At 62.0% G+C, this 21,023-nt stretch carries 23 protein-coding genes and 2 pseudogenes; 4 read left to right on the forward strand and 21 right to left on the reverse strand.

From position 1 onward, the window contains the following. Positions 1 to 93: 93 nt before the first annotated feature. Genes pdhA through ACR0J7_RS03445 form a run of 3 tightly spaced genes read left to right on the forward strand, consistent with a single transcriptional unit; the run spans position 94 to position 3,800 of the window. Positions 94 to 1,083 carry a pyruvate dehydrogenase (acetyl-transferring) E1 component subunit alpha gene (gene pdhA, locus ACR0J7_RS03435; RefSeq protein WP_209503593.1) on the forward strand — a complete coding sequence of 330 codons (990 nt, stop codon included), beginning with the start codon at positions 94 to 96 and terminating at the stop codon, positions 1,081 to 1,083. A 15-nt stretch (positions 1,084 to 1,098) separates the two neighbouring features. Beyond that, positions 1,099 to 2,472 carry a pyruvate dehydrogenase complex E1 component subunit beta gene (locus ACR0J7_RS03440; protein ID WP_480492987.1) on the forward strand — a complete coding sequence of 458 codons (1,374 nt, stop codon included), beginning with the start codon at positions 1,099 to 1,101 and terminating at the stop codon, positions 2,470 to 2,472. 14 nt (positions 2,473 to 2,486) lie between these two features. Further along, positions 2,487 to 3,800, forward strand: coding sequence for a pyruvate dehydrogenase complex dihydrolipoamide acetyltransferase (locus tag ACR0J7_RS03445; RefSeq protein ID WP_480553773.1), 1,314 nt, complete (start codon positions 2,487 to 2,489; stop codon positions 3,798 to 3,800). A 68-nt stretch (positions 3,801 to 3,868) separates the two neighbouring features. On the opposite strand, the gene cysE is transcribed toward ACR0J7_RS03445, so the two are convergent. Continuing rightward, positions 3,869 to 4,678, reverse strand: a complete 810-nt coding sequence (gene cysE / locus ACR0J7_RS03450; protein WP_209503587.1) for a serine O-acetyltransferase — start codon at positions 4,676 to 4,678, stop codon at positions 3,869 to 3,871. A 27-nt stretch (positions 4,679 to 4,705) separates the two neighbouring features. On the opposite strand from cysE, the gene ACR0J7_RS03455 reads away from it, so the two are divergent. Continuing rightward, entirely contained in the window at positions 4,706 to 5,101 is a 396-nt protein-coding gene (locus tag ACR0J7_RS03455; RefSeq protein ID WP_480913299.1) for a TraR/DksA family transcriptional regulator, read from the forward strand. Here the strand turns inward: ACR0J7_RS03455 and ACR0J7_RS03460 are convergent. The 20 genes and pseudogenes from ACR0J7_RS03460 to ACR0J7_RS03555 form a co-directional block, all read right to left on the reverse strand. Next, positions 5,082 to 5,378 (reverse strand): DUF7742 family protein, encoded by a 297-nt coding sequence (locus tag ACR0J7_RS03460; protein WP_480480421.1) that lies wholly within the window; start codon positions 5,376 to 5,378, stop codon positions 5,082 to 5,084. The two genes, ACR0J7_RS03455 and ACR0J7_RS03460, sit on opposite strands and share 20 nt — an antisense overlap. An 8-nt stretch (positions 5,379 to 5,386) precedes the next feature. Continuing rightward, positions 5,387 to 8,002, reverse strand: a pseudogene (locus tag ACR0J7_RS03465) (baseplate multidomain protein megatron); the annotation flags it as partial. Between the two features lie 153 nt (positions 8,003 to 8,155). Beyond that, a pseudogene (locus tag ACR0J7_RS03470) lies at positions 8,156 to 9,487 on the reverse strand (baseplate multidomain protein megatron); the annotation flags it as partial. Next, on the reverse strand, positions 9,487 to 9,933 hold the full coding sequence (locus ACR0J7_RS03475; protein WP_480504748.1) for a C40 family peptidase: 447 nt from the start codon (positions 9,931 to 9,933) through the stop codon (positions 9,487 to 9,489). The pseudogene ACR0J7_RS03470 and the gene ACR0J7_RS03475, both read right to left, overlap by 1 nt. Beyond that, positions 9,930 to 10,817, reverse strand: a complete 888-nt coding sequence (locus ACR0J7_RS03480) for a DUF2163 domain-containing protein (RefSeq protein WP_480564265.1) — start codon at positions 10,815 to 10,817, stop codon at positions 9,930 to 9,932. The genes ACR0J7_RS03475 and ACR0J7_RS03480 overlap by 4 nt, the downstream gene beginning before the upstream one ends. Further along, the gene (locus ACR0J7_RS03485; RefSeq protein WP_267364987.1) at positions 10,817 to 11,449 is read right to left on the reverse strand and encodes a DUF2460 domain-containing protein; all 633 of its coding nucleotides are present in this window, start codon (positions 11,447 to 11,449) and stop codon (positions 10,817 to 10,819) included. The genes ACR0J7_RS03480 and ACR0J7_RS03485 overlap by 1 nt, the downstream gene beginning before the upstream one ends. Before the next feature lie 15 nt (positions 11,450 to 11,464). After that, positions 11,465 to 12,127: a phage tail tape measure protein gene (locus tag ACR0J7_RS03490; protein WP_480480413.1), complete on the reverse strand. Its 663-nt coding sequence runs from the start codon at positions 12,125 to 12,127 to the stop codon at positions 11,465 to 11,467. Further along, entirely contained in the window at positions 12,114 to 12,323 is a 210-nt protein-coding gene (locus ACR0J7_RS03495) for a rcc01693 family protein (RefSeq protein ID WP_267364990.1), read from the reverse strand. The genes ACR0J7_RS03490 and ACR0J7_RS03495 overlap by 14 nt, the downstream gene beginning before the upstream one ends. Continuing rightward, positions 12,320 to 12,640, reverse strand: coding sequence for a gene transfer agent family protein (locus ACR0J7_RS03500; RefSeq protein ID WP_267364992.1), 321 nt, complete (start codon positions 12,638 to 12,640; stop codon positions 12,320 to 12,322). Before ACR0J7_RS03500 ends, ACR0J7_RS03495 begins: the two co-directional genes overlap by 4 nt. Before the next feature lie 4 nt (positions 12,641 to 12,644). Further along, positions 12,645 to 13,058, reverse strand: coding sequence for a phage major tail protein, TP901-1 family (locus tag ACR0J7_RS03505; RefSeq protein ID WP_267364994.1), 414 nt, complete (start codon positions 13,056 to 13,058; stop codon positions 12,645 to 12,647). A gap of 20 nt (positions 13,059 to 13,078) precedes the next feature. Beyond that, positions 13,079 to 13,492, reverse strand: a complete 414-nt coding sequence (locus ACR0J7_RS03510; protein ID WP_480492978.1) for a DUF3168 domain-containing protein — start codon at positions 13,490 to 13,492, stop codon at positions 13,079 to 13,081. Continuing rightward, the gene (locus ACR0J7_RS03515; RefSeq protein WP_480772852.1) at positions 13,489 to 13,827 is read right to left on the reverse strand and encodes a phage head closure protein; all 339 of its coding nucleotides are present in this window, start codon (positions 13,825 to 13,827) and stop codon (positions 13,489 to 13,491) included. Before ACR0J7_RS03515 ends, ACR0J7_RS03510 begins: the two co-directional genes overlap by 4 nt. Next, positions 13,824 to 14,423 (reverse strand): head-tail connector protein, encoded by a 600-nt coding sequence (locus ACR0J7_RS03520; RefSeq protein ID WP_480869504.1) that lies wholly within the window; start codon positions 14,421 to 14,423, stop codon positions 13,824 to 13,826. Before ACR0J7_RS03520 ends, ACR0J7_RS03515 begins: the two co-directional genes overlap by 4 nt. Before the next feature lie 171 nt (positions 14,424 to 14,594). Further along, positions 14,595 to 15,773 carry a phage major capsid protein gene (locus ACR0J7_RS03525; protein WP_267365002.1) on the reverse strand — a complete coding sequence of 393 codons (1,179 nt, stop codon included), beginning with the start codon at positions 15,771 to 15,773 and terminating at the stop codon, positions 14,595 to 14,597. 35 nt (positions 15,774 to 15,808) lie between these two features. Beyond that, positions 15,809 to 16,366, reverse strand: a complete 558-nt coding sequence (locus ACR0J7_RS03530) for an HK97 family phage prohead protease (RefSeq protein ID WP_480564259.1) — start codon at positions 16,364 to 16,366, stop codon at positions 15,809 to 15,811. Positions 16,367 to 16,380: 14 nt separating this feature from the next. After that, positions 16,381 to 16,599, reverse strand: a complete 219-nt coding sequence (locus tag ACR0J7_RS03535) for a GTA head formation protein, RCAP_rcc01685 family (RefSeq protein WP_480480401.1) — start codon at positions 16,597 to 16,599, stop codon at positions 16,381 to 16,383. Beyond that, positions 16,592 to 17,755, reverse strand: coding sequence for a phage portal protein (locus ACR0J7_RS03540; RefSeq protein ID WP_480564256.1), 1,164 nt, complete (start codon positions 17,753 to 17,755; stop codon positions 16,592 to 16,594). The genes ACR0J7_RS03535 and ACR0J7_RS03540 overlap by 8 nt, the downstream gene beginning before the upstream one ends. A 335-nt stretch (positions 17,756 to 18,090) precedes the next feature. After that, a complete protein-coding gene (locus tag ACR0J7_RS03545; RefSeq protein WP_480564253.1) occupies positions 18,091 to 18,717 on the reverse strand; it encodes a hypothetical protein in 627 nt (208 codons plus the stop codon). 104 nt (positions 18,718 to 18,821) lie between these two features. Next, positions 18,822 to 20,192: a DNA-packaging protein gene (locus ACR0J7_RS03550; protein WP_480564250.1), complete on the reverse strand. Its 1,371-nt coding sequence runs from the start codon at positions 20,190 to 20,192 to the stop codon at positions 18,822 to 18,824. Next, the gene (locus tag ACR0J7_RS03555; RefSeq protein WP_480913300.1) at positions 20,101 to 20,463 is read right to left on the reverse strand and encodes a hypothetical protein; all 363 of its coding nucleotides are present in this window, start codon (positions 20,461 to 20,463) and stop codon (positions 20,101 to 20,103) included. The genes ACR0J7_RS03550 and ACR0J7_RS03555 overlap by 92 nt, the downstream gene beginning before the upstream one ends. Positions 20,464 to 21,023: the final 560 nt, after the last annotated feature.

Consider the following 21,023-nt stretch of genomic DNA (forward strand, 5'->3'; position numbering starts at 1 on the left):
GCTGCGTCACATTTACCCTCGCCAGAAAGCCCCAAATGCTTTATGAGATAGTTTAACGCTAAACTATCTGTCCGAAAGGGGGAGATCGCCACGATGGCTGCGCGAAAAACCACAAAGAAACCAAATGTTTCTGCGGAAGAACTCCAGACATACTACCGCGAGATGCTGCTGATCCGCCGATTCGAGGAAAAGGCCGGTCAGCTTTATGGTATGGGCCTGATCGGCGGGTTCTGCCACCTTTATATCGGACAAGAGGCCGTTGTTGTCGGGCTTGAGGCCGCAGCAGAGGAAGGCGACAAGCGCATCACCTCGTATCGCGACCACGGTCACATGCTGGCCTGTGGCATGGATCCGGGCGGCGTGATGGCCGAACTGACCGGGCGCATCGGTGGCCTGTCCAAAGGCAAGGGCGGCTCGATGCACATGTTTTCGAAAGAAAAGCACTTCTACGGCGGGCACGGTATCGTCGGCGCGCAGGTTCCGCTGGGCGCGGGGCTGGCTTTTGCCGACAAGTACAAGGAAAACGGCCGCGTGACCTTCACCTATTTCGGGGACGGTGCCGCGAACCAGGGTCAGGTGTATGAGACCTTCAACATGGCGGCCATCTGGGGCTTGCCGGTGATTTTCGTGATCGAGAACAACCAATACGCCATGGGCACCGCACAGTCCCGCTCAACCTCGACCAAGGACATCTTCCATCGCGGCGAGGCGTTTGGCATTCCGGGCGAGATCGTCAACGGCATGGATGTGCTGGCGGTCAAGGAAGCGGGTGAAAAAGCTGTCGCGCACTGCCGCGCAGGCAAAGGCCCCTATATCCTGGAAATCAAGACCTACCGCTATCGCGGCCACTCGATGTCCGACCCGGCCAAGTACCGTACCCGCGAAGAAGTTCAGAAGGTCCGCGAACAAAGCGACCCGATCGAACATGTGCGCGAGTTGCTGCTGACCGGCAAGCACGCGACCGAGGATGACCTGAAAGCGATCGACAAGGAAATCAAGGAGATCGTCAATCAGGCCGCCGAATTCTCGAAAGAAAGCCCCGAGCCTTCGGTCGAAGAGCTCTGGACTGACATTTACGCCTGAGAGGACGAATAAGACATGGCAACCGAAATTCTCATGCCCGCCCTTTCCCCCACGATGGAAGAGGGCACGCTGGCCAAATGGCTGGTCAAGGAAGGCGACACCGTATCCTCGGGCGACATCATGGCCGAGATCGAGACCGACAAGGCAACAATGGAGTTCGAAGCCGTCGATGAAGGCATCGTCGGCAAGATCCTGATCGCGGAAGGCACCGAAGGGGTCAAGGTGAACACCCCTATCGCAGTGCTGGTCGAAGAAGGCGAAGACGCCTCTGCCCTGCCCGCGGCAACCCCCGCAGCCGCAGCAACGCCCGAGGCCGCCCCAACAGCAGCCCCGGCCCCGGCTCCTGCCGCAGCGGCCCCCGCTGCTCCAGCGGTGGACCTGTCACCCGACTGGCCCGCGGATGCTGAAATGAAATCCGAAACCGTGCGCGAGGCCTTGCGCGATGCAATGGCCGAGGAAATGCGCGGCGATGAAAACGTCTATCTGATGGGCGAGGAAGTCGCTGAATATCAGGGGGCCTATAAAATCTCGCAGGGCCTGCTGGATGAATTTGGCTCCAAACGCGTGATCGACACCCCGATCACCGAACACGGGTTTGCCGGTATCGCGGTGGGTTCGGCCTTTGGCGGTCTGAAACCGATTGTCGAATTCATGACCTTCAACTTCGCCATGCAGGCGATTGACCAGATCATCAACTCTGCGGCCAAAACGCTTTATATGTCTGGTGGTCAGATGGGTTGCCCCATCGTGTTCCGGGGGCCCAACGGGGCCGCGGCCCGCGTGGCCGCACAGCACAGCCAGGACTATGCCGCGTGGTACATGCAGATCCCCGGCCTGAAGGTCGTCATGCCCTATTCCGCTGCTGATGCCAAAGGCCTGCTGAAATCGGCCATCCGCGATCCCAACCCGGTTGTGTTCCTGGAAAACGAAATCCTCTACGGCCGCTCCTTCGAAGTGCCGCAGGTGGATGACCTGACCATTCCGCTGGGCAAGGCCCGCATCTGGCGCGAAGGGTCAGATGTGACAATCGTCAGCTTTGGCATCGGCATGCAATACGCGCTGGAAGCTGCTGACAAGCTGGCCGAAGACGGCATCAGCGCCGAAGTGATCGACCTGCGCACCATCCGCCCGATGGACACTGGCGCCATCATCAACTCGGTGATGAAGACCAACCGTCTGGTGACAGTGGAAGAAGGCTGGCCGCAGGGGTCTGTCGGCAGCTACATCAGCTCGGTCGTGATGCAGGAGGCGTTTGATTACCTCGACGCGCCGGTCATCAATTGCACTGGCAAGGACGTTCCGATGCCCTATGCCGCCAATCTCGAAAAGCTGGCCCTGATCACCACCGATGAGGTGATCGCCGCCGTCAAACAAGTGACCTACCGGTAAGGAGCGACAGACAGATGCCTACAGAAATTCTGATGCCCGCCCTGTCCCCGACCATGGAGGAAGGCACGCTCGCCAAATGGCTGGTCAAGGAAGGCGACACCGTCTCCTCCGGTGATCTGCTGGCCGAGATTGAAACCGACAAGGCCACGATGGAATTCGAGGCCGTTGACGAAGGCACCATCGGCAAGATCCTGATTCCCGAGGGCACCGAAGGGGTCAAGGTCAACACCGCCATCGCGGTTCTGCTGGAAGACGGCGAAAGCGCCGATGACATTGGCACGGCCCCGGCTGCAGCCACGGCGGCTGCCCCCGCAGCCGTCGCGGGCAACGAGGCTGCCGCGCCGGCGGCACCCGAGGCGGCCGCCCCTGCCCCGGCCGCTCCGGCCAAGGCTGATGGTGGTCGGATTTTTGCCTCGCCTCTGGCCCGCCGGATTGCTGCGCAAAAAGGTCTCGACCTGACGCAGATTGCCGGTTCCGGCCCGCATGGTCGCATCGTCAAGGTTGATGTTGAAGGCGCAACTGCCACCGCTCCGGCAGCAGCTCCTGCCACTGCTCCCGCCGCCGCCGCGCCCGCAGCTGCCCCAGCAGCTCCGTCTGGTCCATCGGCGGATATGGTCGCGCGGATGTACGAAGGCCGCCCGTACGAGGAAATCAAGCTCGACGGTATGCGCAAAACCATTGCTGCACGCCTGGGCGAGGCCAAACAGACCATCCCGCATTTCTACCTGCGCCGCGATATCAAGCTGGACGCGCTGCTGAAATTCCGTGGTCAGTTGAACAAGCAGTTGGAAGGTCGCGGCGTCAAGCTCAGCGTCAATGACTTCATCATCAAGGCCGTCGCCAACGCGCTGCAACAGGTTCCGGCCTGTAATGCCGTCTGGGCAGGTGACCGGGTGCTGCAACTGAAACCGTCAGATGTGGCTGTTGCCGTCGCAATCGAAGGCGGGTTGTTCACGCCGGTCCTGCAAGACGCTGACATGAAATCCCTGTCAGCCCTTTCGACCGAGATGAAAGACCTTGCCGCCCGCGCACGCGAGCGCAAGTTGGCTCCGCATGAATATCAGGGCGGCACCTTTGCCATCTCGAACCTGGGCATGTTCGGCATCGACAATTTCGATGCCATCGTGAACCCGCCCCATGCCGGTATTCTGGCCGTCGGCACCGGCGTCAAGAAACCGGTTGTCGGGGATGATGGCGAGCTGACGGTGGCAACCGTGATGTCTGTCACCATGTCCGTTGATCACCGCGTCATCGACGGCGCGCTGGGGGCCGAACTGCTCAAGGCCATTGTCGACAATCTGGAAAACCCGATGGTCATGCTGGCGTAAGCCATACCGACCTAAAAAAAAGGCCGCCTCGAATATCGAGGCGGCCTTTTTTGTTAGTTTAAATCGACCTACTGATCTTTGCCCAGCATGTGGTCCATCGAGATTGACGGCTGATCGCATCCGGCCTCGCCCACGATCTTGGCCGGGATACCGGCAACGGTCTTGCACGGCGGAACGTCCTGCAACACCACCGAACCGGCAGCGATACGGCTGCAATGGCCGACCTTGATGTTACCCAGAACCTTTGCCCCGGCCCCAATCAGAACACCGTCTCCGATCTTGGGATGGCGGTCTTCCTCTTCCTTGCCGGTTCCGCCCAGCGTCACCGAATGCAACATCGACACGTTGTCTCCGACCACGGCGGTTTCACCGATGACGATGGAATGGGCGTGGTCGATCATGATCCCCTTGCCGATCCTTGCGGCCGGGTGAATATCGATGCCGAAAATCTCCGAAGATCGCATCTGGAAGAAATAGGCCAGATCAAAGCGCCCCTTGCGCCACAGCCAATGCGCGACGCGATAGGCCTGCATGGCCTGATAGCCCTTGAAATACAGGATCGGCTGCAACAACCGATGGCAGGCCGGATCACGCTCGTAAACCGCCATCAGGTCGGCGCGGGCGGCTTCCAGCAAACCGGGATCGTTTGCATAGGCCTCGTCCACGATCTCGCGCAGCACCATCATCGACATTTCGTTCGAACACAGCTTGGCCGCGATCCGATAGGACAGCGCACGCTCAAGGCTGCGGTGATGCAGGATACAGGCGTGCACAAGCCCGCCCATAAGCGGCTCTGTCTCGACGGCTGCTTGGGCCTCGGATGTGATACGGTCCCAGACCGGATCGACCGGTGTCACAGGGCTGCGTTTTTCAAACATAGCTTTTGATCCTTTGCTGCGCCTAGAATGCCATTTAGTGGCAAAAAGGCCAAACGCAAACCCGTGATCCGCGATACAACGAAAATGAATGAGTCCGAACGCGCATATTTTGAAACACGAATTCACGAGCGTCTGGCCGAACTGGATCAATTGTCCGCATCAGGCCAGCAGGCTCAGGCCGTTGTTGAACTGGATCAGCAGGCGGTTGGTCGGCTCAGCCGCATGGATGCGTTGCAAAACCAGGCGATGGCAAAGGCGCAACAGGTGAATCGCAATGTCGAAACCCGCCGCCTTCAGGTCGCGTTAAAGCGTCTGGACGAGGGGGAATACGGCTATTGCGAGGATTGCGGCGACCGTATTCCCGATGGGCGATTGTATCTGGATCTGGCCGCCAGCAAATGCGTCAGCTGCGCAACTGGGTGATCAGAAACTCGGCAAGATGGTGCAAAACCAGCGAGAAACACTGACAATATTGCAAATCGTCAAACCCCGGCTCATCGGCCAGCACCCGGTTGCGCGCAACCGCCATCAACGATCCGTTGCCGTAAACCGGATGCAGCCGACCCGTGCGTGCGCGGTGATTGTCGGCCAGTTCCGCCTCATGGATCATCCGGACGCATAAGCGGGTCCGCTCTGGCGGCGGCGCCGCCAACAAGGCGCGCGCCGCGGCACTTACATCACCGTGCAATAGCGGTCGCATCGGGCCGCTTACCCGACAACCAGTTGCGCCATCGCACCGGGGCCGTAAATGGCCGACACCTGCGCAATCCCGACCTCATATGACCCGGTCAGACCATCTGCCGCCTTCAATGCCGCCGAATAGGACCACCCTGGCAGGGATGTCATCTCTTCACGGACAAGGGTTCCCCCAGCAAAGACACGCACAAGATAGGATTCGCTTTCCTCGCCCAGTGGAACCTCCAGCCCTGACCAGTCATCCCCATCCAACCGGGTGCGCCGCACCCAGGTCAGGTGATCGCCGGTTGCGTCGGATCGCACCCGGAGGTGAACCGGGGAAAACGGGCGCAAACCATTGCCGTCGAATGAGGCGATCAGGTGCTGGTAAGCCGGATCATCGTAACCACGGGTCGCCGGGCCGATGCGATAGTGTTTGGCCAATCCCCGCTCGTTGCGCAACAGGTTGGTCTGCTGCACCTGATCGTTCAGCAACACGAATATGGACCCGTCCGGCCAGACATCCGGCATCAGGGCATCCGACCCCAACTGGCCTCTCAACCGCCCGGACAACGCGTAAACGCCGGGGGACTCAAGCGTGGCATCCGAGAACTGGAACACCTCCCAGTTGCCGGGTGTTCCGTCGCCGATGGCCGCCAGATTGACACCGTTCAGAACCGCGCCACGCGGACGCGATTCCAACTGACCGGCCAACAGCCGCACCTTCACGGCCGGGCCTTCGTCCCAGACGCCGATACTGGCGCGCCTCAGCGGTGTTTCGGTCACGCCCACAATGGCCTGACCGGGGATCACATCACTCAGGCTGTACCCCTCATCGGTTGAGGAGGAATAAACCGTCGCGGCCCCCGGCCAGGGATCAGCGGTCACCGCAAGATAAGGTGCATGCGGGACCTCTGCCCCGGTGATCAGCGGCAGGTCCAGAAACACCGGCAGCACGGGAACGGGCGCGGCATAGGGTCTGACAACCGCCGGGTCGTCGCGCAATTGCGATGCCTTATACACGCCCTGTTCAACCCGAACCGCCTCGACCAGTTGCAGATCGGCCGATTCCAGTCGGTCAATCCGGTAAAGGGGGCTGTTTTCGGTCTCTGACAACCGCACCAGATCACCTGCGCCCAGATGCAGCAGCGATGGCGGCAAGGCAAACCGCACCGTATCGCGGGAAACACGGGCCTCGCTCAACCAGCGCTCAGCCGTTTGCCGGCCTTCGGTGCGTGTCATGGATAACGGCATCTCATTGACCGAGACCGAATGCGTGCTGTCCTCGGGCAGAACCGCCTCTTCCGCGACCAGATCGTGATCCGCATCCGACTGGACAAAGCGCAGGCGCACGCGACCGGTCATCTCGGCCTCGGCTTCTCGCCGGTGCTCAACCGTGCCATCCAGATCACCGCTGATCGCCAGATGATCAGGGTTCAGGGCAATCGCGCCATAGCCATCGCGCATCTGAAAGCGCAAGATGCCGTTCCGTTCGATCGCGTCGAACCCATAGCGCAGCATCAGCGGCTGCAAAGCCGACCGCGCATTTGTCACATCTTCGATGACATATCCTCGAACCACGCCGTAAAGCCCGGTAACATCGATATTTGTCACCCCTGCCGCGTGGCAAATTTCAGTCACGACCGAGGCCAGCGTGCGCGAGCCGGACCGGCCGTTCAGCCAATGCCCCCGGTCATAGTTTGCCCCATCATCCCACTGGCTTCGCAGATTTGGGAAGGTCGGAAACGGGCGGGTATCCCACGCCCAGACATAGGCATTCGCCAGGTCCAGCATTGGTCCGCCATAGACTTGCGACACCGGGTTGACGTTCGGGTCGCTCCAATATCCAAGGGTCGCCGCCAGGTACTGAACCTGAATGAAATCGTCACGCAGTCCGTTTGAATATGCAGGCAACAGCGATTCAGACGATTTCGGGTCCAGAAACTTGTTTGGCTGGTTCGTGCCCTTGTCGATTGCCGCACATCCCAACTCGGTAAACCAGATCGGCTTTGATCCGGGCACCCAGTCGGTCGGATTGGGCTGACGAACACCGCCGATCCGCTCGTGATGCAGATTTGACCACCAGCCGCGCAGGTCCTTGTAGCGCCAGACCCATGGCTCATCATGCTCCTGATCTTCGATGGGCGTTCTGATCTGTGCCTCGGCCTCTTCCGGCGAGGCATAATACCAGTCATACCCCTCGCCCCCTTCGATATTGCCGCGCAGATACCCAAGGTCATAGACTGACGGCGCACCTGCCTCGGCGTCCACGTGATTTTCGCCATCACGCCAGTCGGACAACGGCATGTAATTGTCGATGCCAATGAAATCGATGTTATCATCCGCCCATAGCGGGTCGAGATGAAAATACCTGTCCCCGCTTCCATCCGGCTGATATCCGAAATACTCGCTCCAATCCGCCGCATAGCCGATCTTGGTCTCTGGCCCCAGAATCTGGCGCACCTCTGCCGCCAGCGCACGCAGTTGCGCAACGGCGGGAAAGCCCGAGGCTCCGCGTATCTGGGTCAGGCCACGCATCTCGGACGAGATACAGAAGGACGACACCCCACCAGCCGCCTTGCACAACATGGCATAGTGCAGAATGAACCGGCGCAGGCCCCATTCCTGCGGGCCAGAGTATTTGACGATTTTCGTGGCCGGAACCGGACCATTGCCAAGCAAGCCGCCAAACGTGCCGCCTCCGTTTACCCATTGCAAATCGCCAGGCCCGCGGTCATCCGGCCGCCCGCCAAGCACCGGGCCCGAGCCTCTGACGCCGCCCAAGCCTACCGGGTCGTCAAAGCCTTCGTTGATCGTAAAATCCGCAGCACTTGCTGTCCCAAAGAACGCGGCCACCTGCGCGTCCGCCGCAGCGGTCTGATCAGCAGACCCCGCGCGCCCCGGTGCCACATCCAGCGTGATCCGTCCCCGCCAAGGCAGATGGGGCTGGCTTGCGGCCTCCGACCAGGGATCAGGCAGCCCGTTTCCCTGCAATTGTTCCATCAGGATGAACGGATAGAACATGACCCGCTTACCCGACTGGTTGAGGTGACGGATCGCCTCGACCACTGCCGGGTCTGCGGGTGTTCCGCCATAGACCGGGCGACCGTCCTGCCGCGCGACCTGGCCCGCCGTGCTTCGGACCTGATCCGACACGATCCATGGCATGTTGCGGCTGTCCGTACCACTCTGTTCGACCTTGGGCCGGATCGTGCATGTGCCGCATCTCAGATCGTCACCGAACCACGACACCACCAACGAGGCCGCGTCGCAATTTGGCAGCTCGGTCTCCAGCGCACGGGTCGAGCTCACAAGATCCGATACACCGGACGCGGAATGCGCATTGGCCGCCCAGCTTGTCCCGGATTGCGTATAATTCACCTGCGAACGGGCCAGCGCATACTCGCCCGTACCCGGTATCATCGCCACGCCCCGCACGATCTGCGGCAGGGCGCTTGGGTAATCCGGCATGTCGCGCTGCGCGGGGCGCACCACCTCGAACGAGAACTGCGGCACCCGGTTGCCAAAACTCGCAAGCGGGAAATCCTCGATCACGACATAGGCTGTACCGCGATAGGCCGGCACCGTACCCGCCCCTTCGATTGCTTCGATCAGGGGATCGGGCAACTGATCCTGCGTGCCGTGATAGATGCGCATGTTCAGCCCGGATCGGTCCTGTTCTTCCCCGTCTGCCCAGATGCGCCCGACATCGGCGATCTCGCCTGCACCAACGGCAATGGCCAGCGAAATCGAATAGCTGTAGCTGACGGTGGTCACTTCGGGGGCCTTGGGTTTGCCTTTGCCCCCGCCTCCGCCGCCCTGCGTTTCCCGGGTCTCGGTCTCAAGAAAGTCCGACGCCCAGATGACCTGACCACCCACGCGCATACGCCCAAAGACCGTGGTCACCGGTGCACCCTCGCCGGTTTCCGTCAGCCTGAACCGGTCCATGCGGCCTGTTTCGACGACTTCGCTGCCACTGCCCATGACGGACTGGCTGAAGAACCTCTGGTCGATGACCCGCCCAACCGTCGCGCCAATGGCCCGGCCGATGATCGCGGTGGACAGGCCCGCGACCGTTCCACCGATTGAACCGCCCAGCGCCGCCCCGGCTGCGGAAAGAAGAATAGTAGCCATCAGAGCACCTCCAACGGGAATTCGAAACAGGAAACGACCCTGCGGCGCCAAGGGCCGCTCAGCGCGTTCTCGACGACGCCATGGCCGGAATAGGCGTGAATGAACCTTGGTTCCGGGCCTGCGACGCTGACGATGCCAAGATGTTTGGCCACGCTGCCATCGCGCATCCGGAACAGCAGAACATCTGCGACCGCAAAATCGGTGGGCGGCTTTTCGACCAGATGCCGCCGCGCCGCCGCCCACATGCGTTCCTCGCCCTGCGGCTCGGACCAGTCCAGACTGTAGACCGGAACCGCCTCGGGCTCCTGCCCGATCACGGCGCGCCAGACGCCGCGCAGCAGGCCCAGACAATCCGTGCCCGCCCCCTTGGTCGAGGCCTGATGCACATAAGGCGTCCCCAACCAGCTGCGCGCTTCCGCGACAATATCCTGCCTGTGTATCGTCACCTCAGGCTCCCTCCGCTGTTGGCTTTGCTCTGTTTGGGAACGGCCATCACCCAATCTTCGCCCGGAAGATCGGGAAAGCCCTGAAAGTTCAGAAGGTTGTTGAACTTCAAACGACAGGTCTCCATGCGTTTGTCGCACCCCGCCCTCAGCCTGACCGTGTCACCCGGCACCAGGCTTTCCCCGAAACCGGACCAGAGCGTGATCTGCCGCCCGTCCGCCACCTGCTGGTCATGCTTGATTGATGACCAGAGCCCCTTCGCCGCTCCCGACACAACGTCAATCCTGCCGCGCTCGAACCAGCCGTCTTCGATGGTTGCCCCGCCCGCGACAAGCAGAACGGTTCCACCATCAAAACCGGTGACGGCGCCCTCAATCCAATAGCCGGGCGTATCCATGTCGAACCGACAGGTCCGGTCCCCCAAAACGGCAGTACAAGGCTTCTGATACACGCGCCCCAACGGGCGGTTCAGCAAATCGGTCAGGCCACGCAACTCGGCGTGGAATGCACCGCCTGCGCGCCGCAATTCCCCGATCGAGCCCCGGAACTGAAGGATGCGCTGATCCGGGTCGGCCCAGTTGACCAGCCACGCGCGCACTTCGGCCCCGTCGAACCGCCCCGCCTCGATATCCTCTTCGCGAATGGCCGCATCCGACAGCGCGCCCATGGCTTCGGTGTTGTCAATGGACAGGCCGGTGGCCTGCTCGATGGCCGCCGCCGTCAAACCGGTGCTGGCCCTGAACGTCAATCCGTCAAAGCCAAGTTCCAGATCATGATCGGTGAACCCGTATTCCTGACCATCCCGGCGTCTGATCGCCCAACACCGGCACACGGTGGTCATCCCGCTTTGCAGATGCGCGTGCAGGCCCTGTTCATCCACAGCCATCAGACACGCACCTCAACCACGGGAACGTTCGGCGCCTCTCCGGCCTGAAAACTGGCGACGCTGGTATGGATCTTGTCGGTGTCAAACCGCACCGGCACATCGAATTCGAACCCGGCGGTGATATCCACCTCTTCCGGTGGCGGGTCGGCAAAGGTGATCCGGCCTGTTGCCAGATCAACCTCGAATTCCACGCCCTCCCGGATCTCATCCTGATCCAGCCCCAGACGCACCGTCCCAAGCACCGGCTTGACGATGGGGCGGGCATAGCTGACCCCGCCCGAGCTATAGGTCTTGATCAGCTGAAACTCGGTCCGCACACCGTCGCCGCGTGCGATAACCTGATCTCCGACATCGACATCCAACGTGGCCTTGCCGGATTTGAAATCCGACCAGTCCTTCCAGCGAAACCCGTACATCTGGCCCTGCCGCGCCTCGAAGAACGAGATCAGCGTCTCGATATCGTCCAGCGAGCGCATACCCAGCCCCGCGTCATACCTGCGCCGGGAATGGGCCCAGGGCGTGTTGCGCTCTTCGAACCCGTTGGCCAGCGTCACGATATCCGTGCGCCGCTCGGGGCCCCCGACCGAGCCAAAGCTCAGGCTGGCGGGAAATCTCACCTCGTGGAAAGTCATCACCTGCTCCCTGATTTACCTGTTGCGATTGCCGCGCCCCAACGCACGGCTCATCTGTGCTGCAATCTGTCCCTGCGAGCGGCGGAACCCCTGCACATCCGGGGTCGTGATGTTCATCACCACATTCACCGAACGCCCACCGCCCTGCGTGCGCACGCCCAGCTTGCCGTCCGCGCCGCGCGCCAGCGGCATGATCGCCTCGGGGCCGGCCTCGCCCATCAGCCCGGTGCCGCCGCGCATCGGAAACATCGTCGGGCTGCTGACCACGCCGCCATTGGCAAACGGCATCACCCGGCCCTGGCTGAAACTGCCGCCATCGGCAAAGGGCAGAAGACCCTGCACCAACCCGCCGACCGAGTTTGCCAGCAATCCGCCAAAATGATCCGTCACCGGCTTGATCGCGGCTGCATAAGCCGTTTGGATCAACGAGTTCTTCAGCACATCCAGCGCGCCCGACAGGCTCATCCCGTCCAGAACCACGCCATCGAACGCCTTGCGCAAACCGCTGGACATGCCCCGTTCCAACGTGGCGACATCCTTGCCGGTTTCCTCGAACGCGGCGCTGATCCGCTTCATCTGGCTGTCAAACGCCGCGGCCATCGTCGCAGCATCACCCAGGGCATCGCCCAGCGCTGCCCCCCGCTCCTGCAAGTCGTCAAACCCGTCACGATCCGTCATCACGCTCTCCTTGTTGCTTGTCCGGGAAGGCGGCCAGCAGCGCGTCAAGGCCTGCCCGGTTCATCGCGGACATCCCGGCGCCCTGCCCCAGCATCAGCCGCAGTTCTGCCGGGGTCAGACGCCAGAACTGATCCGGCGTCAGCCGCAGCCCCAGAAACCCGGCCCGCATCAGGGCGGGCCAGTCAAACCCGCTCATGTCGTTTCCGGCACCATGAAGGCGCGGGCCAGCAGTTCGGCCGCCGCTTTGGCCGCAGCCATCGGGCCGCCCTCGATTTCGGCATGAAGCAGGTCGGCGCGGCTGGTATCCCGGCCCCCGCCCCGCAATCCGGCAACGATCAGCGCCAGCACGTCACTGCTGGAATACGCGCCACCCTCGAACCGCTGCACCAGCTCGACCAGGGATCCGGTGTTCAGCTCCTGCTCCAGTTCCGCCAAAGCGCCCAGCGTTAGCTTGAGCACCCGCCGCTCTCCATCTATGGTCAGTGCCACCTCGCCCGTCCACGGATTGGCCATGCGATTACAGCGCCGTAAAGCTCAGCGCACCGGCGCTTGCCATGCTCATCTCATAGGTCGCCTCACCGTTGTGCGAGCCTGCATATTCGATGCCCGTCACCTGAAACGCCCCCTCGACAATGCCGAAATCGGGGATAATCACCTGAAACGCCGGGGTCTCGCCGTCAAAGAACAGCTGCCGCGCGCGTTCGTCCGTACCTGCATCCTTGAACACGCCCGAGCCCGAGATCGAGGCCGATTTGACCCCCGCCCCCGACAACAGCTCGCGCCAGCCCCCCTGGCTTTCCAGGCTGGTGACATCCACGCTTTCGGCGTTGAAACTGATCCGCGTGGCCCGCAGGCCCGCAATGGTCTGGAACAGGCCCGTGCCGTTCATATCCACTTTGACCAAAAGGTCTTTTCCGTTCTGGGCAGCCATGTGCTCTCTCCGTTGATTGCTTAGTCGTCTTCCACGCGGGCGCGGAATCTCAGGTCGATCTGGCGGATGCTGCCGCCTGTCCCGGTTCGCCGGGCCGAGGCGCGCTCGAACCACAGCCCGACCAGATGCCCGCGGCTCAGAACCAGCGGCGCATTGTCCAGCGCGTCACACACCGCCCCGGCCAGCGTCTTTGCCGCGCCAAACCCGGCGGCTTCGGACACCACCGAAACCGTAAAGCGGTGGATCGCACCCGCGCCCGACCGGTCCGAGGCGTCGCGGACCTCTTCCGGGCCCAATGTCACATAGGTCTGCGGAACCGTTCCCGTGGGCACCGCGTCATAGATCGCGCCACCGGACTGGCCGCTGACATCCGCATCCGCGGTGAGGTGCTGAAACACCGCCGCCTGCAAGGCGGCTGATACGCCATAGCTCATGCCGCCACCTCTTCATCCGCGAAACAGGTCAGGTACTGGCCGCGCGCGTCGCGCTCAGCCACGGCGCGGATGACGAAACGGCGATTGCCTTCGCGAAACCGCTGATCCGGCGCCGGGCGCATGGTCGCCCCCTCGGGCGCGCCCCGCACCACGATGCGATACCCCACGCGCGAGACGGAAACGCCGGCGATCTGCCGTTCCGCGCCACTGCGCGCCGTGACCTCGGCCCACAGCGTTCCCAGCGCGGCCCATGCCTCGGTATATCCTCCGGCCCCGTCAGCGCTGCGCATCGGGGCCTCAAGGACCAGCTTGCGGTTCAGACGCGGCGTATTCATTGCACCACCCCCGCACCAAAGCGCACCATCCGATAGCGCTGGATCAGGCTGGTGACGCCAAACGGCATACACCCCGCGCCCAGCGCGGTCTCGTCCCGGTATTCGTAATAGTGCGCGGCCAGCAACAGTACCGCCTGGCCCAGATCGGCAGGCAAACCGGCCCAATCCGTGGCCATCCCGGCCGTGAAGGCGATCTTCACCGCACCCCCCGTTGCAATCGCAGGCAGGGCCGACCCGACCGGCCGCAACCGCGGGCGCTGACCATCGCGTTCCAGCCTATACGCCGCCGCATCCGCAACGGTTTCAGAACCTGCCGCATCGGTCAGCGTCACGGCCAGCACCGATGTCACCGGAGCAACCGGCAAAACCTCGCCCGACGGATCGCGCCAACCGCTCAGGCTCCATGAAAAGTCGCGCTCGATCAGAACCTTGCCGGTGCGCGCCTCGATCGCGGCCATGGCCGCCCGCAGGAACCCCTTCAGCACCTCGTTCTGAACGTCATCCTCGGCAAAGCCCCTGCCCAGCCGCAGATGCGCCTTGAACTGATCCACCGGCAACGCCGCATCCGCGATGGCGGTTTCTTCGATCAACATCATCCATTCACTCCGCAATCTCGGACCCCACCGGGGGCCTCAGTCAGGAAAATGACGGGCACGCGCCGCCCCACGTTGCTCGGACGGAGGGGAGCAGCTAGACAACGCGGGGGATCTCACCCCGGCCCGCGCCCGCCGCCCGAGGGGCCGATGGCCCCCCGGATTCGTCACCGCTTAAGCGATGCCGAATTTCACCAGCTTGATGGCTGCAAAGTCGCTCACATCACCGCCCACACGCTTGGTCGCATAAAACAGGACATGCGGCTTGGCGCTGAATGGGTCGCGCAGCACGCGCAGATCGGGGCGTTCAGCGATAGTGTAACCGGATTTGAAGTCGCCAAACGCGATCGAAAAGCTGTCCGAGGCCGCGTCCGGCATGTCCTCGGCAATCAGTACCGGATAGCCCATCAGGCGCGCGGGCTCACCGGCGGCCAGACCGTCCGACCACAGGAAGCGGCCATCGCTGTCTTTCAGCTTGCGGATCACACCCGCCGTTTTCGAGTTCATGACGAATGTGCCATTGACCCGGTATTGCGCGCCCAGCGCATAAACCACATCGACAATCGCATCCGCATCGACGCCGCCATCGATGCCGGTGGCAACATACCCCAGGCTGCCCCAGGACCACGTGTCATCGGATACCGCACGGTGGATCATCAGACCCTTGGGTTTGTCCACACCATCACCCGTGATAAAGGCCGCCGCCTCGGCACGGGCGAACTTGTCGGCAATCCGACCGGCCAGCCAGCCCTCGACATCGAACGCGCTGTCATCCAGCAAACGTTGCGAGGCTTTGGGCAGCGCGCTCAACTCGTGCAGCGGGATCGAGATACGGTCAATCGACGGGGTTCCGGTTTCGGAAGTGGCCGAATTCTCATCTGCCCAGCCGGCACCGACATCGGTATGGTCGATCAGCACATCGAACGAATTCGCCTCGACATTCACCACCGACGCAATCGAACGGATTGACGCGGTTGCGTTCAGAACCGACTTGATCGTCTCGGCGGTCTGCGGATCGACCAGATACCCACCATCGCTGTTGACGGCGGTGGACAGCGATTTGCTCTCCATTTCCAGCCCGCGCAGCCCATCATCCTCGCCCGAGCGTACATAGGCGTCGAACGCCTTCTGGTGCGGGGCACCGTCCAGGGTCGAGGCCGCAAGATGCGGGCGCGCCGCGATGGTTGATTTACGATCCAGCATGGTCAGTCGCTCTTCTGTCTGTTGCAATTTGGTTTTAACTTCAGCCTTCAGGCCCTTGAATTCATTCACGAAGCCAGCCATCGCCTGCTTCACCTCCTGAACCAGGGGCGCACCCTCTCCGGTCAAGGCCGGGATCTCGGTCTTGCTCATCAGCATGTCCTGTTTTTGGGTGGGTTTGAGGCGCGCTAGGTCCGCGCCAGCTCCTGCCGGGCGTCGTTGAACACCTCGGCAATACTGCGCCAGGTGTTCTCGGCATCGGGGTCGCTCCCCTTTGCCGCCACCCGCGCACTGGGCAGCATCGGGAAGGTCACAAGCGACACCTCCCACAGCTCCAGTTCGGTCAGGACCCGGTGGCCCTTGTCATTCTTCACGGCCCGTTTGGTGCGATAGCCGATCGACAGGCCATCCATCGCACCCGCCCGGATCAGCTCGGCCGCTTCCCGGCCTTTCTGGGTGCTTTCCAGCAGGCGACCCTTGACCCACAAGCCCTTGTCGTCCTCGCGCACCTCGTCCCAGACACCTATGGGTTGCGCCGGGTCGTGCTGCCACAGCATCTTGACCCGCTGACCCGCCTTGGCGAGCCCCTCAAGCGAGGCGCGATAGGCCCCGCGCTGCACCATGTCACTGCCCTGATCGACTTGCCCGAACAGGCTGGCATAGCCTTCGATCACCGCATCCTCGGTCACTGACAGGATGTCACCAAACCCTGCGAACTTATGCTCCAAATCCATGAACTTCTCCATGTAACCCACTGAACTTATGGCGTTACCACCAGGAATGACTGAAACGCCTGCGCCAGGATCACTGCGGCCACACCATAGACTGTCAGCCACAGCCGTTTCTCCAGCCGCTCCATCATCTCTTCGATCTGATCCAGCCGCCTGCACAGATGCGCGTGCTGAATCTCGGCCACCCGCTCATGCGCGGCCAGACGTAGCCCCGGCGCGCAGTCGAACGGCGGATACCCCTCAGCCATCGGCACGCTCCGGCAGCCCCAGCAATCTGCGTTTTTCCACATCGCTCAGGAATTCCGCCCGGTTGACCCGCGCCCATTGCGCATCCCTCTCGGCAGACAGGGCCGTTACCTGATCCAGATCGGGCTTCAGGATCAGGTCCTCGCCGGTAAAGCCCGTCAGCCACTCCGACACCGCCGCCGCCACCCGCGTCACCAGGGGCAGCACGGTAAGGCGGTAAAACGCCCGGTTGGCCTCCTGATAGTTTGAATAGGTCGCGTCGCCCTGTATGCCCAGCAGCATCGGCGGGACCCCAAAGGCCAGCGCGATCTCGCGGGCGGCGGCTTCCTTGGTCTTCTGAAACTCCATGTCCGAGGGGGAAAAGCCCATCGGCTTCCAATCCAGCCCCCCCTCCAGAACCATCGGCCGACCCGCATTGCGCGCCCCGCGATAGTTCTGCTCGATCTCGTCGGACAAGCGGCGGAACTGCTCCTCGGCCATCATTCCGTGCCCATCACCGCCCTTCCACACCAGCGCCCCCGAGGGCCGCGCGGCATTGTCCAGCAGCGATTTCGACCACCGCGAGGCGCTGTTGTGCACATCAATCGCCGTCGCCGCCGCCTGCATCGGCGAGAACCCGTAATGATCATCTTGCGGGTGGAACGTCTTGATATGGCAGATGGCCTCGGCCGAGAACCGGTGCGTCTTGCCGCCGACGCTGTAATCATAGGCCTTGGGCCACCCATCCGCCCCCGGCACCACGCTCATCCGGTCCGAGCGCAGAACATGCAGCTCAACCGGCAGCCCGTCCTCGGCCTGCACCGCCTCGACATAAGCATTGCCCGACAGCAGCAGCTGCCCGAACAGGGCCTCCAGCATCTCTGCCCGCCCCTGCGCCGCATTCGGGCGCCGCAACAGAGCCAGGATCGGATGCGCATCGAAACGCTGCCCCTGACCCTGCAATATCAAGGGCAGAGCCGCCGCCGATTCAGCAATCAGCTTGACCGACCGAAACCCCACCGGATTGCCCGAAAATCCCGTCCGCGTCAGAGACACCGTGTCCCGCGGGCTCCACGCCACGCGCCCGCCGGTCTGCCACGCCACCACAGGCCCCGTCGCGCTCGCCTTCGCCTCGGGCGCTGCCTCAGCCGATCCACGACGCAAGAAATCGAATACCATCTGTGCTCCTTTCTGCCGCCGCTTTGCCCGGCTTGTTGAAAGGAGTTATGACGGAAAGACGTTTAAGCCTTGGGAACGGGGCGTACGGGGGGTGCGCAACGGGTCAATCACGCGGATCGTTTCGGTTCGCAAACCTGCTTTCGATCACGCTGAACATCAGTATCAAGTATATCCAAGGTAGGGTTAGTACGTAGTAGAGGAGCGATCGTTGTTCTGAAATCGACGCAAACAGCAAGATTGCAACGAAGATCAGTCTGACAAATAACCCTTGCTTCAGAACCGGCAACTCAGCTGCAGACGGGAACTTCAGTACTTTTCCGATGAAATCCATGGTCCTACCTGTCAAGGCAACACGACCGAATAGTCGCAACTAGATGCTCGGCATCCGGAATATAGTCTAGCAAAATGGGATAATGCGTCCTGCCAAAGAGAATTGGATGACCTGGGTGAGAAAGCCCGAGTCCGAATGGCTGTACTTGCTGTTCGGAAAGAAGAATACCAACCTCAAGTGACGGGTAAGGGCGCGTATCGACAACAGAGTACGGAAACGTTGCTGAATGCTCACACGATATGACATAGAGCCGTACACCAAGTCTCCAATTTCTACCGCGCCTACAAACAATCACGCGCCTATCTGTGACAAAGTAGGCCAGGTTGTTCAGCACATACTGACGCTGGCTCGCGATGCCTGTTGAAAACAAGAAAAAGGCGAATGTCGTGGCCCCATAAATCCAAAGCGCATCACCGGGACCAAACTGGGCGTCGGCATTGATGAACGGCAGCGTCGCCCACATGACAACACAAGCAATTAAGTTAAAGAAATGGAGCTTACGCTCGTCACCTACAACTTGAAAGTACTTGGTTCCGTAACCCGGTCCACCTGACCAAAGTAGCTTTTCGTCGGGGTCAAGAATATCTTTTAAATCAAATCTGTTAGTATTGGTTACTGTGACCTTTTGCATAGCTTGGCCTATACACTGCCATATCTCCAGAAACCAGCCGCAAACAGTTGATAGAAAAGCTTGGTTAAAGCTTTGTTGTCGTCATTACTTCGCCATCGCTAGGCTCACAACGCCCGCACCCTCGGCCTTCGAAACGCCCCCGCAGGCCCCACCACCAACTCATGCAGCGCCCAGACCAGCGCGTCGACCCGGTCGGGTGAGCCCTGCCCCTCGAACCCGCGCGCCGTCATCTGGCACATCTGCTCCTCCAGCGCGTCCAGCCCGGCCACATGGGCCACCCGCCCCTGCTCGTACAGCGCCGCTACAGGCTCGGCCCGCGCGACCTTGCCGCGTGACGCCCGCACCGCACGATAAGGGACCAGAGGGTCCACCTGCCGCACGACCTCTTCCACCAGTTGCCCGCCCTGATTGACCTCGGCCACCAGCCGTTCGGCCCCGAACTCATCCATCGTGTCAATCGCCGCCTGCGCCCAGCCCGCCGGGCCAACGCCCTGCACCGTCCGGTCAGCCAGCACGAACGCCCGCCACGCCTCAGGCGGGCCTTGCACTTGCGCGCCAACCACCACGATCCCGCAGGCATCCGCGCCTGACCCGGATGTCACCGCCGGGTCCAGCGCCACCACGATGCGATCCAATTCGGGCACCTGCGCACAGCGCGCCGCCTCCAGCATCGAACCCGTCCACAGCGCTCCTTCCGCGTCTGACAGCAGCACCCCGTCCAGCTCCTGCCGCCCCAGCCGCGTACCCGCATAGCGCGCGCGCACTTCTTCCAGAAACGACGCCGCCAGATTGGCCCGGTTCGCTTCGGTCGGCGCATGGGTCTGCACGGTGGACGACGACGCCAGCAACTCCTTCAAAACCTTCACATTGCGCGGCGTTGTGGTCACGCAAACCCGGGGCCGCTCGCCCAAACGCAGCGCAAATTGCAGCATGTCCCAGGTCTCGCTCGCCTTCTTCCACTTGGCCAGCTCATCCACCCAGGCCGCATCGAACTGCGGCCCGCGCAGCCCTTCGGGATCATGTGCCGAAAACGCCTGAGCCTCGGCCCCGTTGGGCCAGATCAGCTTGCGTTCCGATGCCTTCCACACGGGTCGCCGATCCGGGGGCGAGCATTGCAATATCCCGCTGTCGCCAAAGATCATCACGTCGCGCACCTGATCGAATGTTTCACCCACCAGCGCCACGCGGCACGCCTCGCCCTTGTCCAGCGGTTTCGGCCCCTCGACCATCGACCTTACCCACTCGGCCCCGGCCCGCGTCTTGCCCGCACCGCGCCCGCCCATGATCACCCAGGACCGCCAGTCGCCCTCGGGCGGCAATTGATGTGGCAGCGCCCAGAATTCAAACAGGAAAGGGAGGGCACACAGCCCCCCCTCCCCGATCTCACTCAGAAAACTCTCCCGCACCGCAGCATCGGCGGAGGCGAGCCAGCCTGCACCCGATCTCAAATCGGGCCCGCTCAAGGTCGAGCGCATAGCCCCCTTGGGCAATTCCGGCTTGTCTGTAATGTTGTTCGACAAAGCTTGTCTCCACTTTCTGGCAACTTCGGATCAGCCCCTCCAGCTGACCGAGTTGCTTGGCTGAACCAGCAAGATCTGCATCCTCCCCGGCACCGATCTGTTTGCGCAGGTCTTCTGCCGCTTGCCGCAGATCGCGAATGGACCTTTCCAGGGACTGCAACAGTTCAGCCGTCTGGGAAATCCGCTCTTCCGGGGTAATCAAAGTCATGTTTGCCTGTGACCTCATGCGTGAGTGTTCTCCGCACGAGAGAAACGAAAAAACGGCCATCGGGTCACCCCGAGGCCGTTCGCCCACTTCTTCTAGCATGACACAACCTATACGGGATAAAGCGCGCAAAGTCAAGGGTTTACGCAACAGGTACGCAACAGGGATCGTACGGTGCGGGTTAACGGACAGTGAATTTCCGGCTGTGGTAACCCTCGGCCTAAACGCCGCCCCGCCCTTTTGCCTCCCTAGCCCTGACCGCCTAACCGACCAGAGGGGTTAATACAGGGTTACCCCTGTGCCGCTTTCAGCGTGTACAAATTGCACAACCCCCGCGCGGACGCGTGTACAAACCTGACATTTTCCGAAGTCGCGCTCAAAATCGCCCGCATCACCCGATTTCGGCGCCGCAGGGTCCGGCGCGCTGCAAAACCAGTTCTTGACATTTCCCCCCGAAACCCTCATGTGCCCCTCATCACGGCGCCACCGCGTGAGCATCGTCGGGCTTCAGGCCCCACAGCGCCAACACATAACTCCCAGTTCCCCTTCACGCAGGGTTCTTTAGGCGATGGCCGGATGGC

It is taken from the genome of Ruegeria sp. O4 (assembly GCF_056535125.1).